This window comes from Mesorhizobium sp. M0292 (assembly GCF_040321695.1).
Classification (GTDB): domain Bacteria; phylum Pseudomonadota; class Alphaproteobacteria; order Rhizobiales; family Rhizobiaceae; genus Mesorhizobium.
The window spans coordinates 181875-196204 of record NZ_JAMYSB010000010.1 but is presented as its reverse complement, the minus strand read 5'-3'; the positions used below and the strand labels follow the sequence as shown (position 1 = coordinate 196204).

14 protein-coding genes, 1 other RNA gene and 1 pseudogene are annotated in these 14330 nt (G+C 62.6%); 9 read left to right on the top strand and 7 right to left on the bottom strand.

Annotation, left to right across the window (positions count from 1 at the left end; all coding sequences use genetic code 11):
• Nucleotides 1–263: 263 nt before the first annotated feature.
• The 4 genes from pyc to NKI96_RS17860 all read left to right on the top strand — a co-directional run bounded on the left by pyc (nucleotide 264) and on the right by NKI96_RS17860 (nucleotide 4985).
• Entirely contained in the window at nucleotides 264–3722 is a 3459-nt protein-coding gene (pyc, locus tag NKI96_RS17875; protein ID WP_352499925.1) for a pyruvate carboxylase, read from the top strand.
• Between the two features lie 149 nt (nucleotides 3723–3871).
• Entirely contained in the window at nucleotides 3872–4132 is a 261-nt protein-coding gene (locus NKI96_RS17870) for a DUF2312 domain-containing protein (RefSeq protein WP_023668722.1), read from the top strand.
• A gap of 93 nt (nucleotides 4133–4225) precedes the next feature.
• On the top strand, nucleotides 4226–4666 hold the full coding sequence (locus tag NKI96_RS17865) for a hypothetical protein (protein ID WP_352462247.1): 441 nt from the start codon (nucleotides 4226–4228) through the stop codon (nucleotides 4664–4666).
• A gap of 7 nt (nucleotides 4667–4673) precedes the next feature.
• On the top strand, nucleotides 4674–4985 hold the full coding sequence (locus tag NKI96_RS17860) for a hypothetical protein (RefSeq protein WP_031196451.1): 312 nt from the start codon (nucleotides 4674–4676) through the stop codon (nucleotides 4983–4985).
• A 62-nt stretch (nucleotides 4986–5047) separates the two neighbouring features.
• Here NKI96_RS17860 and msrB read toward each other — a convergent pair whose 3' ends face one another.
• The 6 genes and pseudogenes from msrB to NKI96_RS17830 all read right to left on the bottom strand — a co-directional run bounded on the left by msrB (nucleotide 5048) and on the right by NKI96_RS17830 (nucleotide 9229).
• Complete coding sequence (gene msrB / locus NKI96_RS17855; RefSeq protein ID WP_013529102.1) at nucleotides 5048–5452, bottom strand: peptide-methionine (R)-S-oxide reductase MsrB; 405 nt, start codon at nucleotides 5450–5452, stop codon at nucleotides 5048–5050.
• Between the two features lie 100 nt (nucleotides 5453–5552).
• Nucleotides 5553–6348 (bottom strand): annotated as a pseudogene (locus tag NKI96_RS17850) (MBL fold metallo-hydrolase).
• 16 nt (nucleotides 6349–6364) lie between these two features.
• Nucleotides 6365–7555, bottom strand: coding sequence for a vWA domain-containing protein (locus NKI96_RS17845; protein ID WP_352787058.1), 1191 nt, complete (start codon nucleotides 7553–7555; stop codon nucleotides 6365–6367).
• A gap of 9 nt (nucleotides 7556–7564) precedes the next feature.
• Nucleotides 7565–7825 (bottom strand): type II toxin-antitoxin system HicB family antitoxin, encoded by a 261-nt coding sequence (locus tag NKI96_RS17840; protein WP_050485875.1) that lies wholly within the window; start codon nucleotides 7823–7825, stop codon nucleotides 7565–7567.
• 35 nt (nucleotides 7826–7860) lie between these two features.
• On the bottom strand, nucleotides 7861–8307 hold the full coding sequence (locus NKI96_RS17835; protein WP_023726162.1) for a GNAT family N-acetyltransferase: 447 nt from the start codon (nucleotides 8305–8307) through the stop codon (nucleotides 7861–7863).
• A gap of 58 nt (nucleotides 8308–8365) precedes the next feature.
• Nucleotides 8366–9229 carry a LysR family transcriptional regulator gene (locus tag NKI96_RS17830; RefSeq protein ID WP_023698426.1) on the bottom strand — a complete coding sequence of 288 codons (864 nt, stop codon included), beginning with the start codon at nucleotides 9227–9229 and terminating at the stop codon, nucleotides 8366–8368.
• Nucleotides 9230–9371: 142 nt separating this feature from the next.
• Between NKI96_RS17830 and NKI96_RS17825 the strand changes: the two genes are divergently transcribed.
• Nucleotides 9372–10910, top strand: coding sequence for an MFS transporter (locus NKI96_RS17825; RefSeq protein ID WP_352805414.1), 1539 nt, complete (start codon nucleotides 9372–9374; stop codon nucleotides 10908–10910).
• A gap of 43 nt (nucleotides 10911–10953) precedes the next feature.
• Here the strand turns inward: NKI96_RS17825 and NKI96_RS17820 are convergent, their stop codons facing one another.
• Nucleotides 10954–11793 carry an AAA family ATPase gene (locus NKI96_RS17820; protein WP_023694573.1) on the bottom strand — a complete coding sequence of 280 codons (840 nt, stop codon included), beginning with the start codon at nucleotides 11791–11793 and terminating at the stop codon, nucleotides 10954–10956.
• Nucleotides 11794–11942: 149 nt separating this feature from the next.
• Between NKI96_RS17820 and ssrS the strand changes: the two genes are divergently transcribed.
• From ssrS to NKI96_RS17800, 4 genes are all read left to right on the top strand, one after another.
• Nucleotides 11943–12098, top strand: a non-coding RNA gene (ssrS, locus tag NKI96_RS17815) — 6S RNA.
• Nucleotides 12099–12190: 92 nt separating this feature from the next.
• A complete protein-coding gene (locus NKI96_RS17810; protein ID WP_352805412.1) occupies nucleotides 12191–12775 on the top strand; it encodes a 5-formyltetrahydrofolate cyclo-ligase in 585 nt (194 codons plus the stop codon).
• An 82-nt stretch (nucleotides 12776–12857) separates the two neighbouring features.
• Nucleotides 12858–13379 carry a DUF3592 domain-containing protein gene (locus NKI96_RS17805; RefSeq protein WP_196814838.1) on the top strand — a complete coding sequence of 174 codons (522 nt, stop codon included), beginning with the start codon at nucleotides 12858–12860 and terminating at the stop codon, nucleotides 13377–13379.
• Nucleotides 13380–13435: 56 nt separating this feature from the next.
• Nucleotides 13436–14260: a TIGR00282 family metallophosphoesterase gene (locus tag NKI96_RS17800; RefSeq protein ID WP_023827028.1), complete on the top strand. Its 825-nt coding sequence runs from the start codon at nucleotides 13436–13438 to the stop codon at nucleotides 14258–14260.
• Nucleotides 14261–14330 lie beyond the last annotated feature (70 nt).

Here is a 14330-nt window from a genome sequence, read left to right as displayed (position 1 = left end):
ATGGAATGCCCGGCGCTCGCGCCGGGCATTTTTCTTTGGTGACAGGGCGCAGCGAGGGTGGCTGGATAAGCCGCTAGCCGGGTCGAATTTGTGCGGGCACGACAATTAGCGTCACCTCGCGACGCCAATCGCACGCATCTTTTCGATCGGTGGTGCTAGAATCGCATTTAAATCGGTTTAACCTCTCCCCGATTTTGGTTGCACTGCAGCATTTTCGCGTTAATCATGCCTCTGCCCCACCCTCCTGTCCGGAGCCTGCTTCCTTGGCCATCACGAAGATCCTCGTCGCCAACCGGTCCGAAATTGCCATCCGCGTCTTTCGCGCGGCCAACGAGCTCGGCCTCAAAACCGTGGCGATCTGGGCCGAGGAGGACAAATATTCGCTGCATCGGTTCAAGGCCGATGAAAGCTACCAGGTCGGGCGCGGGCCGCATCTGGCCAGGGACATGGGGCCGATCGAAAGCTATCTGTCGATCGAGGAAGTGATCCGCGTCGCCAGGCTGTCCGGCGCCGACGCCATCCATCCAGGCTATGGCCTTCTGTCGGAAAGCCCTGAATTCGCAGATGCCTGCGCCGAGGCCGGCATCACCTTCATCGGACCGAAGCCCGACACGATGCGCCGGCTCGGCAACAAGGTCGCCGCGCGCAATCTGGCCATCGAGGTCGGCGTGCCGGTGGTGCCGGCAACCGAACCGCTGCCGGACGACATGGAAGCAGTCAAGCAGCTCGCCAAGACAGTCGGCTATCCGGTGATGCTCAAGGCATCATGGGGCGGCGGCGGGCGCGGCATGCGCGCCATCCGCGCGGAAGCCGACCTCGCCCGCGAGGTGATGGAAGGCAAGCGCGAGGCCAAGGCCGCCTTCGGCAAGGACGAGGTCTATCTCGAAAAGCTGATCGAGCGCGCTCGCCATGTCGAGGTCCAGGTGCTCGGCGACACGCATGGCAACGCTGTACATCTATTCGAGCGCGACTGCTCGATCCAGCGCCGCAACCAGAAGGTCGTCGAACGGGCGCCGGCGCCCTATCTCAGCGAGGCATTGCGCCAGGAGCTTTGCGGCTATGCGCTCAAGATCGCGCGCGAGACCAGCTATATCGGCGCCGGTACGGTGGAATTCCTGCAGGACGCCGACACCGGCAAATTCTACTTCATCGAGGTCAATCCGCGCATCCAGGTCGAGCACACCGTCACCGAGCAGGTGACCGGCATCGACATCGTCAAGGCGCAGATCCACATACTGGACGGCTTTGCCATCGGCACGAAAGAGTCGGGCGTGCCGGCGCAGGCCGACATCAGGCTGAACGGTCATGCGCTGCAGTGCCGCATCACGACCGAGGATCCGGAGCATAGTTTCATTCCGGACTACGGCCGCATCACCGCTTATCGCGAAGCCGCCGGTTTCGGCATCCGCCTCGACGGCGGCACCGCCTATTCGGGCGCGGTCATCACCCGCTTCTACGATCCGCTGCTGGAGAAGGTGACTGCCTGGGCGCCGACACCGGCCGAGGCGATCGCCCGCATGAATCGGGCCCTGCGCGAGTTCCGCATCCGCGGCGTGGCCACCAACCTCACCTTCCTCGAGGCAATCATCAACCACCCGCGCTTCGCCGACAATTCCTACACGACCAGGTTCATCGACACGACGCCGGAGCTGTTCGCGCAGGTGAAGCGGCAGGACCGCGCCACCAAGCTGCTCAACTATCTGGCCGACGTCAGCGTCAACGGCCATCCCGAAACCCGCGGCCGACCGATGCCCAAGACCGATGCGGCAGCGCCTGTCGTGCCCTATCTCAACGGCAATGTGCCTGATGGCAGCAAGCAGAAGCTAGACGCGTTGGGGCCGGAGAAATTCGCTGCCTGGATGCGTGAGCAAAAAGAGGTGCTTGTCACCGACACGACGATGCGCGACGGTCACCAGTCGCTGCTCGCCACCCGCATGCGCACGCATGACATTGCCGGCATTGCCGGTACCTATGCGCGCGCGCTGCCGCGGCTGCTGTCGCTGGAATGCTGGGGCGGCGCCACTTTCGACGTCGCCATGCGCTTCCTCACCGAGGATCCGTGGGAGCGGTTGAGCAAAGTGCGCGAAGCGGCCCCCAACCTTTTGCTGCAGATGCTTCTGCGCGGCGCCAATGGCGTCGGCTACACCAACTATCCCGACAATGTCGTGCAACATTTCGTCAGCCAGGCAGCGGCCGGTGGGGTCGACCTGTTCCGCGTCTTCGACTGCCTGAACTGGGTCGAGAATATGCGCGTCGCCATGGACGCGGTGGGCGCGGAGGGCAAGCTGGTCGAAGCGGCGATCTGCTACACCGGCGACATCCTCGATCCGGCGCGCGCCAAATACGACCTTAAATACTATGTCGGGTTGGCGAAGGAATTGCAGGCAGCCGGCGCCCATATCATCGCCGTCAAGGACATGGCCGGGCTTTTGAAGCCGGCTGCCGCCCGCGTGCTGTTCAAGGCGCTGCGCGAGGCGACCGACCTGCCGATCCATTTCCACACCCACGACACGTCAGGCCTGTCGGCGGCGACGGTGCTGGCCGGCGTGGAAAGCGGCGTCGACGCCATCGACGCGGCGATGGATTCCTTCTCCGGCAACACCTCGCAGCCTTGCCTGGGCTCGATCGTCGAGGCGCTGAAGGGAACCGAGCGCGATCCCGGCCTCGATCCGCAATGGATCCGCAAAATCTCCTTCTACTGGGAAGCGGTGCGCAACCAGTATGCCGCCTTCGAAAGCGACCTCAAGGGGCCAGCCTCGGAAGTCTATCTGCACGAAATGCCGGGCGGCCAGTTCACCAACCTCAAGGAACAGGCGCGTTCGCTGGGGCTGGAAACGCGTTGGCACGAGGTGGCACAAGCCTATCACGACGTCAATTTGATGTTCGGTGACATCGTCAAGGTGACGCCGTCGTCCAAGGTGGTCGGCGACATGGCGCTGATGATGGTGAGCCAGGATCTGACCGTTGCCGACGTCGAAAACCCAGCCAAGGACATCGCCTTCCCGGACTCGGTCGTCTCGATGCTGCGCGGCGATCTCGGCCAGTCGCCCGGCGGCTGGCCTGCGAAGCTGCAGAAGAAGGCACTGAAGGAAAGCAAGCCGATCACCGAGCGCCCGGGCTCGCTGCTCAAGCCAGCCGACCTCAAGGCCAGCCGCAAGGAGATCGAGCAGAAGCTGGAGCGCAAGCTCTCGGAGTACGAATTCGCCTCCTGGCTGATGTATCCGAAGGTGTTCACCGACTTCGCCGCCGCGCAGGAAACCTACGGGCCGGTCAGTGTGCTGCCGACGCCGACCTATTTCTACGGCATGAAGTCCGAAGACGAGATCTTCCTGGACATCGAAAAAGGCAAGACGCTTGTAGTGCGCTGCCTTGCGATCGGCGACGTCGATGAGAAGGGCATGGTCACCGTGTTCTTCGAGCTCAACGGCCAGCCGCGCCGTGTCCGGGTGCCGGACAGGGCGCATGGCGCCTCGGCGGCCAAGGCTCGGCGCAAGGCCGAGCCCGGCAACGAGGCGCATGTCGGCGCGCCGATGCCGGGCGTGGTCTCCGCCCTTTCGGTCGCCGCCGGCCAAGCGGTCAAGGCCGGCGACGTGCTGTTGTCGATCGAAGCCATGAAGATGGAGACGGCCCTGCATGCCGAGCGCGACGGCACAGTGGCCGAAGTGCTGGTCAAGGCCGGCGATCAGATCGATGCGAAGGATCTGTTGATCGCGTTTGGCTGACGCGCGGATCCATCACACTGGGGACGGCTGGCAGCAGCCGTTCACGAAGCGCCGATAATGGCTTGACCCGCCGCGCCTGCTCGGGCATCGAACCCGCTCCCAATTTACCGCCCAGAATCGCGGTGCTTAAAAAGTAGCGGAGAAAAAACATGGCCGACGACATCACAGATACCAGCCAGACTGTTGCCGCCGGCCAGTTGCGCGCCTTCATCGAGCGCATCGAGCGGCTCGAGGAAGAAAAGAAGACCATCGCCGACGACATCAAGGAAGTGTTCGCCGAGGCCAAGGGCACCGGCTTCGACACCAAGGCGATGCGGTCGATCATCCGGCTGCGCAAGAAGGACCAGGCCGAGCGCCAGGAAGAGGAAACCATCCTCGATCTCTACAAGGCCGCGCTCGGCATGGTGTAAGGCTGTCTGGAAATTCTACTCCGGCTGATATCGCCGGAGCGAATTTCGAAACAGTCTCGGGCCAAGGAATGATGCTGGAACGGGCATCGAACCATGAGCGAATTCGACTTCGGCGCCCGCCGCGCCTCTGAATTCCGCCAACGCAGCTTCTGGGCGCTGTTCGCCGAACGGCATCCGGAGGAACGCGCTTCCATGGCGCGGCGCGGACCCTGGTTCTGGCAGCGCGGGCTGCCCGACTTCGCTCTGGTCCTGTCCATGTATGTCGCGCCGGCGCAAAGCCAAGTTGGCGTCTTTTTCGGCCGTAACGAGAAGTTCGGCGCGACCGGGGTCTGGTCGCGGCTGAAGCCGTTCCAACCGGCAATCGAAGACAGGCTGAAGCTCAGGCCGGAGCAGAGCTGCGAGGCCCTCGGCACCAATTCGATGTGGCGGGTGAACTGCTATGCCGAGGACAACTGGCCGGCCATGGCCGACTGGCTGGTGACGGAATGCTCGCGCTTCGAGCGCGCCGTCACCGACGTGCTGGGAGAGGGATAGCTATCAGGTGTTGGTGCAAAGCATCGGATCCTTCTTCGGCTCGCGCTGGCAAGGCGCGGTTCCGGTCGAGCGGTTGTTCTGGCGCGATCTAGTCCTTGTCGGCACGGCGATCAACATCACCTCGTCGGTGGCCGCGCTCATTCTGCTCGGCTTGAAGCTGCCGCTCGCCGTCGTCCTGGCGGTGCATTTCGCGCCCGTGCCCTACAACATCTTTCTGACCTTTGCCGTCTGGCGAACCACGGAAAAATCCAGTGGCGCCAAGGCTTCGTTGATGACCCTCGGGGCTACGCTTTGGCTGATCCTGGTGGTGGTTGTCTGAGAAGATTGACACGAAAAAGGGCGGCCGAAGCCGCCCTTTGAAGATGGTGGTCAAGCCGCGGCTTAAGCCGCCGGCTCGAATTTCAGCGCCACGCCGTTGATGCAATAGCGCAGGCCGGTCGGCGGCGGGCCGTCCTCGAAGACATGGCCGAGATGGCTGCCGCAGCGGGCGCAGTGGCATTCGGTGCGGACCATGCCGTAGCTGCGGTCGACGGTGTTTTCGACCGAACCGGGCACCGGATCATTGAAGCTCGGCCAGCCGGTGCCGCTCTCGAACTTGAGCTTGGATTCGAACAGCGGCTGGTCGCAGCCGACGCAGGAAAAGGTGCCGGCGCGCTTTTCGTAGAGCAGCGCGCAGCTTCCGGGCCGTTCGGTGCCATGGCCGCGCATGACCGCATATTGCTCGGGCGTCAGGCGGGCGCGCCATTCGGCGTCGGTGCGGGTGACAGGGTAGGTGTGGGTGTCCATTTGATCTCCTCAGCCTTGGCGGCTTGTTGTTGGTTGCAAGCTATATTCGCTTAGAGATAGGCGTTTGTTACGTGTTTTGCTCGCATTTTCAGCCGAGCTCCTACCCAATCGCCTGAAGATAGCGGGCGATCGACGCATGAAATGCCGTTCTTGCGTCGCCGATGATGTTCTGCTGCCACCACGCGCCGTAGATGTCGTCGAATTCGAAAGGCTCAAGTGCCGCCGCGATGCGTCGCACGGCCGGCGCATTGAGCGGAATGTAGTTCGGATAGCTGTACATGAAGCTGACATGGCGACGCGTCGGCGTCACCTGCAATATGTCGCCGGACAGCAGGGCGTTACCGCCATCGCGTTTCCAATGCAGCACCTGGCCGCCGGCAAAATGGCCACCGCAACGCACGAGTGTCAGCGACGGGTTTATGGCCAGCGTCTCGCCCGCCCAGCTGACGATGGCGTTGTGCGGCCGCATGATCCACTGGCGGTCGTCGGCATGGAGATAGATCGGCACGCCGCCAAACGCCTCGCTCCACTCGACCATCACCGAATAATAGTGGCAGTGCGAAATAGCGATCGCGGCCAGGCCGCCGCGACGGTTGATTTCGGCTACCGCCTCGTCGCTCACCATCGAGATGCAATCCCACAGCACATTGCCGTGCGGCGTCTGCGCCAGCAGCGCCCGCTGGCCGATAGCAAAGCGCGGCTCGATGCCGAAAGCGAGAACGCCGGCATCGTCCTTCATCACAAGCCTATGCCCGGCAGAGAGTTCTTCCCCAGTGATCCAGGCCTGGCCTTCCCAGCACATATTGTCGCTCGTCCTCGCAGATCGGGCAATTTTCTGGAGGGGTCTGCGTTGCCGCGAACTGGACGCCGCATTGCGGGCAAAGAAAGCAGGTCATCGGCTTTCCTCTCATATCAATGCTTGCGTGAGAGCTGCTTCGTCGCGGCTTCCAACCCGGCCAGCGTCAGTGGGAACATGCGGCCGCCGAAGAGATCGCGGATCATCGCGATCGAATGGGTGAAGCCCCAGTTTTTCTGGTTTTCGGGGTTCAGCCAGACCGCATTCGGCCATTGCTGGATGAGGCGGCCAAGCCAGACACTGCCGGCTTCCGGATTCCAATGCTCGACCGAACCGCCGGGATGCGCGATCTCGTAAGGGCTCATCGAGGCATCGCCGACGACGATTACCTTGTAGTCGGGGCCGTATTTGTGAAGCAGATCGAAGGTCGGGATGGTCTCGGCATGCCTGCGCCGGTTGTCCTTCCAGACGCCCTCGTAAAGGCAGTTGTGGAAGTAAAAATATTCGAGCTGGCGGAATTCGGCGCGGGCGGCCGAAAACAGCTCCTCGACGCTTTTGATGTGGTCGTCCATCGAGCCGCCGACATCGAAGAACATCAAGAGCTTCACGGCGTTGCGCCGTTCGGGGCGCGTCTGCACATCGAGATAGCCGTGCTCGGCGGTGGCATGGATGGTGCCGGGCAGGTCGAACTCTTCCTCCGCACCCTCGCGCACCCAGCGGCGCAGGCGCTTCAGCGCCACCTTGATGTTGCGGGTGCCGAGCTCGACGGCGTCGTCGAAATTTTTGAACTCGCGCTTGTCCCAGACTTTCACCGCACGGCGATTTCGGCTTTCATGCTGGCCGATGCGCACGCCTTCGGGATTGTAGCCATAGGCGCCGAAAGGCGAAGTGCCGCCGGTGCCGATCCATTTCGAGCCGCCCTGGTGGCGGCCTTTCTGCTCCTCCAGCCGCTGCTTCAGTGTCTCCATCAGCTTGTCGAAACCGCCGAGCGCCTCGATCAGTTTCTTCTCTTCCTCGGTCAGGTGCTTTTCGGCGAGCCGGCGCAGCCATTCCTCAGGGATGTTGGCGACACCGACGGCATCGGGGCCGGTGAGCGCCTCGATCCCCTTGAAGACATGCGCAAACACCTGGTCGAAGCGGTCGATATGGCGCTCGTCCTTCACAAGCGCGGCGCGGGCGAGGTAGTAAAAACCCTGGACGTCATAGTCGACCAGCCCGGCTTCCAGACCTTCCAGCAGCGACAGATATTCCCTGAGCGAAACGGGAATCCGCGCGGCCTTCAGTTCGAGGAAGAAGGGGAGGAACATGGTTGGCCGTTATCTATGCCGAACGGTCACGGCGGAGTCGCCACGGGCACTGTCGATTTCGCCGGATTGCAGAAGATTTGCCACAGTACGTGGGTTGGGCATGGGCAAGTGCTTTGCGATGCGGGCTTCCGCCCATTCCCGCATAGCCGACGCGGCATCGGCTATCGCTTCAGCCGGGTTTGCGCCGGCCCCGTGGCAGCCGGCGAGATCGGGCATCCGCACTCCCCAAACGCCGTCACTGCCATCCAGGATTCCGACATAGCGGATCATTCGGCTCCTTCCGCGTTATTTCGATCGCGCTCGCATCATAGCAGATCATACTCGATAAACCCTGTCCGCCGCGCGACATGGTCGTAGAGCTTGCGCGCTGTGGCGTTGGTTTCGTGGGTCATCCAATAGACGTTCTTGACGCCGATCTTGCCGGCTTCCTGCTTGACCGCTTCAATGAGGGCCGCACCGATGCCCTTGCCGCGCACATCAGGGTCGGCGAACAGGTCCTGCAGGTAGCAGTTGTTTTTCTCCGACCAGCCGGAGCGGTGATAGAGATAATGGGTCAGGCCGACCGCCTTGCCGTCGAGCGTGGCGATAAACCCCTTCGGTTCGAATTCACCTTCCGTGAACAGTCGTTCCCAGGTGATGTCGTAGACCTCGTCCGGCAGCTTGGTCTCGTAGAAGGTGAGGTAGGCAGTCCACAGCCGCCGCCAGTCGGCATGGTCGGCCAGCGCCAGCGGGCGGACGGTGATCTCGGTCATTTCGGTTCCTCCAAAGCCTTATCGGATTCCGGCGGAATCAGATCGGAAACACCATCGCCTAATCCACCGGCGAATTGTACTCGCGAAATGCGGTCGCCAGCATCTGCAGCGCGTCACGCGCGCGCGGCGCCAGATTGTGCGAATGCAGCACCACTTCGGAAGGGTCAAGCGATGGAAGACCAAGTTTGCGGCCAACCTCGATCAGGCCGGGCGGAGCGACGCAGTGAGCCAGCGCCGAAACGGCAAAGCCCGCCGATATCGCAATGTTGACGGCCGCGCCGCCGCCGCCGACGAAGGCCTCCTCCCAGGCGATGCCTGCTTTGTCCAGCGCCTCGACCGCCCGCACACGATCCGGACAGTTGCACACGGTGCTTAAGAGCGCGAGGCGCAACGGCGTTCCGCGCTGCCACTCGAAGGAAGGTGCTGCGAACCAGCCATAGTGGTTGCGCGACAAGGTCCGGCCAGGACGGCTGTCGCCTTCGCGGTGCACGATGACTGCATCGAGCTCGCCGTGATCGAAAGCTTCCTTGAGCACCGTGCTGGTATCGATCCTCAAACTGAGCGTCAGCGATGGATCGTGCGCATGGAGCTGGGCAATCAGAATGGACAGCGCCGGACCGGCGGCATGATCGACAAAGCCGAGCGCAAGCCGGCACGGTGCTGACGCAAACTCCGCCATGGCGCGCTCGTGCGCGGCAAGGAAGTCACGCGCGGCGGGGAGGAAGACGGCGCCTCGTGCCGACAGGCTGACGCGGCGCGGCGTTCTTTCAATCAATCGCGCCCCGAGCTTCTCCTCAAGGCGGCGCAGCTTGACGCTGATCGTCGCCTGCGTGCTGCCCAGCGCCGATGCCGCCTGGGTGAAGCTCTGCAGATCGGCCACCATCACAAAGGTTCGTACGGCGTCCACATCAAGACTGGTCATCGCAGCACTCCATTGGGCCGATCATTCCGTTTTGTCATTTCTGATATAGCCGAGCATAGCCTTTTTTCATGGTCGAGTCTCCTCTATCTCAAACTGGTCGCGGTTTGAAGAGCGCCTCATGCTCGGATGGAAAGAGATCGATATGCCAATTCAACGAAACACCATAGCGCTCACCGGCGTGTGCCTGGCGTCGCTGCTGTTCGGGCTCGAAATCTCCAGCGTGCCGGTGATCCTGCCGAAACTGGAAAGCGTGCTCGCCGCCAATTTCAGGGATTTGCAGTGGATCATGAATGCCTACACCATCGCCTGCACGACAGTGCTGATGGCGACAGGGACATTGGCCGACCGTTTCGGCCGCAAGAGCGTGATGGTGATCACCACCGTCGCCTTCGGCCTCGCCTCGCTGCTGTGCGGCCTGGCTCCGAGTGCTGCACTGCTGATAGCCGCCCGCTTCCTGCAAGGCCTCGCCGGCGGCGCGATGCTGACCTGCAGCGTCGCCGTGCTGTCGCATCAGTTCCAGGACGGCCGCGAACGCGGCAAGGCTTTCGTCGCCTGGAGCGTCGTCTCAGGCATCGGGCTCGGTTTCGGGCCCGCCATCGGTGGCTTGATCGTGGCGCTGTCGAACTGGCAATGGGTGTTCCTCATCCACGTGCCGCTGGCGATCCTGGCGCTCGCCTTTATCGGCGCCGGTGTCACGCAATCGCGCGATCACAATGCCCAGAAGCTCGACTGGGCCGGCATGCTGACGCTGTCGGCTTCTGTGTTCGGCTTCTCCTATCTGATTACGCAGGGTGCGGATCTCGGGACCAGCGCCCGCATCGGCGTGATATCAGCCTCCGTGGCTGCGTTCATCGCTTTCCTTGTCGCCGAGAGGGTCAATCCCTATCCGATGTTCGATTTCTCCGTGTTCCGCATCCGCCAGTTTTCCGGCGCGATCATGGGCGCCATCGGCATGAATTTCAGCTACTGGCCGTTCATCATCTATCTGCCGATCTATTATTCCGGCGTTCTCGGCTACGACAGCACGACGACCGGCCTGCTATTGCTCGTCTACACGCTGCCGTTCATGGTGATGCCGCCGATCGCCGAGCGCATTCGCGCGCGCTATCAGGCACGAATTGCCATCCCGCTCGGTCTGCTGACGCTAGGGATCGGTTTCATCGCCATGTGGATCGGCTCCAGGCTCGAGGGCGCCACCTGGCTGACCATGCTGCCCGGCACGCTGATTGCCGGCATCGGCATCGGTCTCACCAATTCGCCGACCACCAATACCACGACCGGCGCGGTATCGCCGGATCGTGCCGGCATGGCGTCCGGCATCGACATCAGCGCACGCCTGATCACGCTCGCTATCAACATCGCGATGCTCGGCCTGCTGCTGACGCAAGGTATCGTTTCCCACCTGCGGGCCACACTCGGCGCGGCTTTGGAGCCGGATGAGTTGCGGGCACTGGCGGAAAGGGCCGCCACCGGCAATCTGGAGGGCCTTGCGCAGGGGACGCCGAAGCTCGCAGCCCTCGACCCATCCGGCGCCATCGTGCATGCCGCGCTGGTCAATGGTTTCGGCTGGGTCATGCTCTATTGCGGGATCGGCGTTCTCGCCCTGTCGGTCATCGGCTTCGTCATCTTCGGGCCGAAGCGCGTCGCGCCGCAGGAGACAGGGCTTGCGGCGGCCGAGTGATCGGCCGAAGCCCGCTCATAGCGCTCAGCCCGCCCGCCGATCCTTATCCCTGCCGCCTGGCCATGAAAGCAAGGCGCTCAAACAGATGCACGTCCTGCTCGTTCTTGAGCAGCGCGCCGTGCAGTTTCGGCAGCGCGTTCCTGGGGTCGGCGCGCAGATCCTCGGGTGCGATGTCGTCGGCGACCAGCAGGCGGATCCAGTCGAGCGCCTCGGAGGTCGACGGCTTCTTCTTCAACCCCTGCACATCGCGGATCTCGTAGAACTGGGTCAGGGCAGCACGCACCAAATTCTGCTTTATGCCGGGATAGTGCACGTCGACGATTTTGTGCAGCGTGTCGACATCGGGAAAGCGGATGTAGTGGAAGAAGCACCGGCGCAGGAAGGCGTCGGGCAGTTCCTTCTCATTGTTGGAAGTGATGATGACGATGGGGCGCACAGCGGCGCGGATCGTTTCGCCGGTTTCGTAGACGAAGAACTCCATCCGATCGAGTTCCTGCAGCAGGTCGTTGGGGAATTCAATATCGGCCTTGTCGATCTCGTCGATCAACAGCACGACCTTCTTACCGGCCGCGAAGGCGTGCCAGAGCTTGCCGCGCTTGATGTAGTTTTTGATGTCGTTGAACCTGGCATCGCCGAGCTGGCTGTCGCGCAGCCGCGAGACAGCATCATATTCATACAGTCCCTGCTGCGCACGGGTGGTCGACTTGACGTGCCATTCGATCAGGTCGAGGCCGAGCGCCGATGCCACCTGGCGGGCAAGCTCGGTCTTGCCGGTGCCCGGCTCGCCCTTGACCAGCAACGGCCGCTCCAGCGCGATCGCGGCGTTCACCGCCACCATCAGATCCTTGTCGGCGACATAGGCCGCCGTGCCTTCGAAACGCATACTTGCTCCTCGGTTGGTCAGCGCGAGCGTAAGGACGCTGCTTGACCTGTGCAAGGGCGAGCCGGCTGCGACCAAAGCGTGTGAGATCGAAATGGAAACATCGGCTCATGTCACTAGCGCTTGACCGACCAGCCGCCTATATTGGGCTTGGCGGTCTGCGCTTCCCGGCAGGAGAACATTTTCCCCGGGGCCTTAACGATCCTTAGGGAGCTGTCCCTGGGAAGACCCGTGGGTTTTCTCATACGGCGCCCACCTACTTTGTAGGTTCCCGGGATCGCTCTCTCCACCGGTTGTGTGGATCGTCACTTACCTCTATCCGCCCAGTTTGGCGGATGATGTGGTAGAAAACGTCGCTCATGAAACGTCACCCAGATCCGACCTTTTCTATCGTCCGCGCATGACATCTCCCAAAGACCTGAAAAAGCAGTTGCGCCTCGAGGCACTCGGCCGCCGCGATGCGCTCGATCCGCTGTGGCGGGTGGAGATCGCGCTTGAGATGGCCGAGACGGCGCGCGACCACCTCGCCATCGAGCCGGGTCAGATCGTTTCAGCTTTCTGGCCGATGCGATCGGAGGTCGACATCAGGCCACTGATGTTCGCCTTGCGCGAGAAGGGGGCCAGGCTTTGCCTGCCGGCCATCCTCGACAAGACCACCATCGTCTTTCGCGAACTGGTGCGCGGCGCGCCGATGGTCGAGATGGGTTTTGGCACGGTCGGTCCGCATGCGGAGGCCGAGGTTCTCGATCCCGCGGTGATGCTGGTGCCGCTCGCGGCCTTCGACAGCCGCGGTCATCGCATCGGGTATGGCGCCGGCTATTACGACCGCGCCATCGCCAGGCTGATCGACAAGGGCCAGCCGCCACGACTGATCGGCATTGCTTTCAATTGCCAGGAGGTGGGTCTGGTGCCGGATGAGGCGCACGACGTCATCATCCCGGAAATACTGACCGAGAGCGGTTTGCGCCGCTTCGATATCGCTTAAAAGACCGCGATCCCGCTTAACGCGTTTCCAAGACGTGCCGGATAGTGTTCCGGCAACACAGTCCGAGCCGATGGCGGCCATCATGTTTGTCTTCGCACGCTTCCTGCTGATGCCGTTCGTCCTCATAGCGGTGACGCTGTTCGCGATGGCATTGCACATTTCCGGAACGGCCCTGCACCACCAGTTCGCCTGGCATCAGACGGTTGCCACAGTGACGGATGTCAGTTCCTACAGCGAAGCCCAGGGTAATGGCCTCACCACGAAAGGCATCAACGTCGCTGTCACCTATGTCGCGAACGATGCACCGATGACGTGGTCCGGCAAGGGAAAGGACATCGGCCTCTACACGGCGTCCAAAGGCGACGCGGTGAAGTTGTATTACAACCCTGCCAATCCATCGATCCTCGATACCGCGGCGATGAAGGGCTGGCGCGGCGGACTGTTGCTCCTGGCCGCTACTGGTGGGTTCACTGTTTTTTACGTGTGGTTCTTCTGGCTGCGCGGACGCACCGCACCGCCGGCGTCACCGATGATGCCTTCGGCAGTTCGCGTTGCGGGCGCGAGCGCCAAGCCGCCTCAACAGCAGACTTTCGGCCGGCGTTAGCGCCAATCGCCCGGGTAGCGCTTGCCTAGCGTCCGTGCCTCTGGATAGAAGTGGGCATGAGACTTCTCTTCCTCGGCGACATGGTGGGCAAATCGGGACGTACGGCGGTGTGGGAACAACTGCCCGGCCTGATCTCGGATTTCAAACTCGACTTCGTCATCGTCAATGGCGAGAACGCCGCCGGCGGCTTCGGCATCACCGAAGACATTTTTCGCGACACCATCGCCGCCGGTGCCGATGTCGTCACCACCGGCAACCATGTCTGGGACCAGCGCGACGCACTGATCTTCGCGCCGCGCGAGGAGCGCTTTTTGCGCCCGTCCAACTTCCCCAAGGGAACGCCGGGGCGCGGTTCCGGCGTCTATATCGCCAAAAACGGCGCGCGCGTGCTGGTCGCCAACATCATGGGCCGGGTGTTCATGCATCCCGAGCTCGACGATCCGTTCCAGGCTGGGGAGCGCGAGCTGGCCGCCTGTCCGCTGGGCGAGCAGGCCGATGCCGTGGTCATCGACTTCCATGCCGAAGCGACCTCGGAGAAAATGTGCTTCGCGCATTTCGTCGACGGCCGCGCCAGCCTCGTCATCGGCACCCATACGCACCAGCCGACGGCCGACCACCAGATCCTCAACGGCGGCACCGGCTACATGTCCGATGCCGGCATGTGCGGCGACTATGATTCCTCGCTCGGCATGGACAAGGAAGAGCCGCTCAACCGCTTCCTGTCGAAAGTGCCGAAAGGCCGCTTCGAGGCGGCGACCGGACCGGCGACATTGTGCGGCGTCGGCGTCGACATTTCCGACCGGACGGGCCTGGCCGAAAAGATCGCGCCGTTTCGCCGCGGGCCTCGGCTTGAAGAAACCGCGCCATCCTTCTGGTCGTGACATTGATATGGTGGAATATAGTACCTAACTGGCGACGAAACTGCTCTAGATCGTAGAGGGGACGACCTCC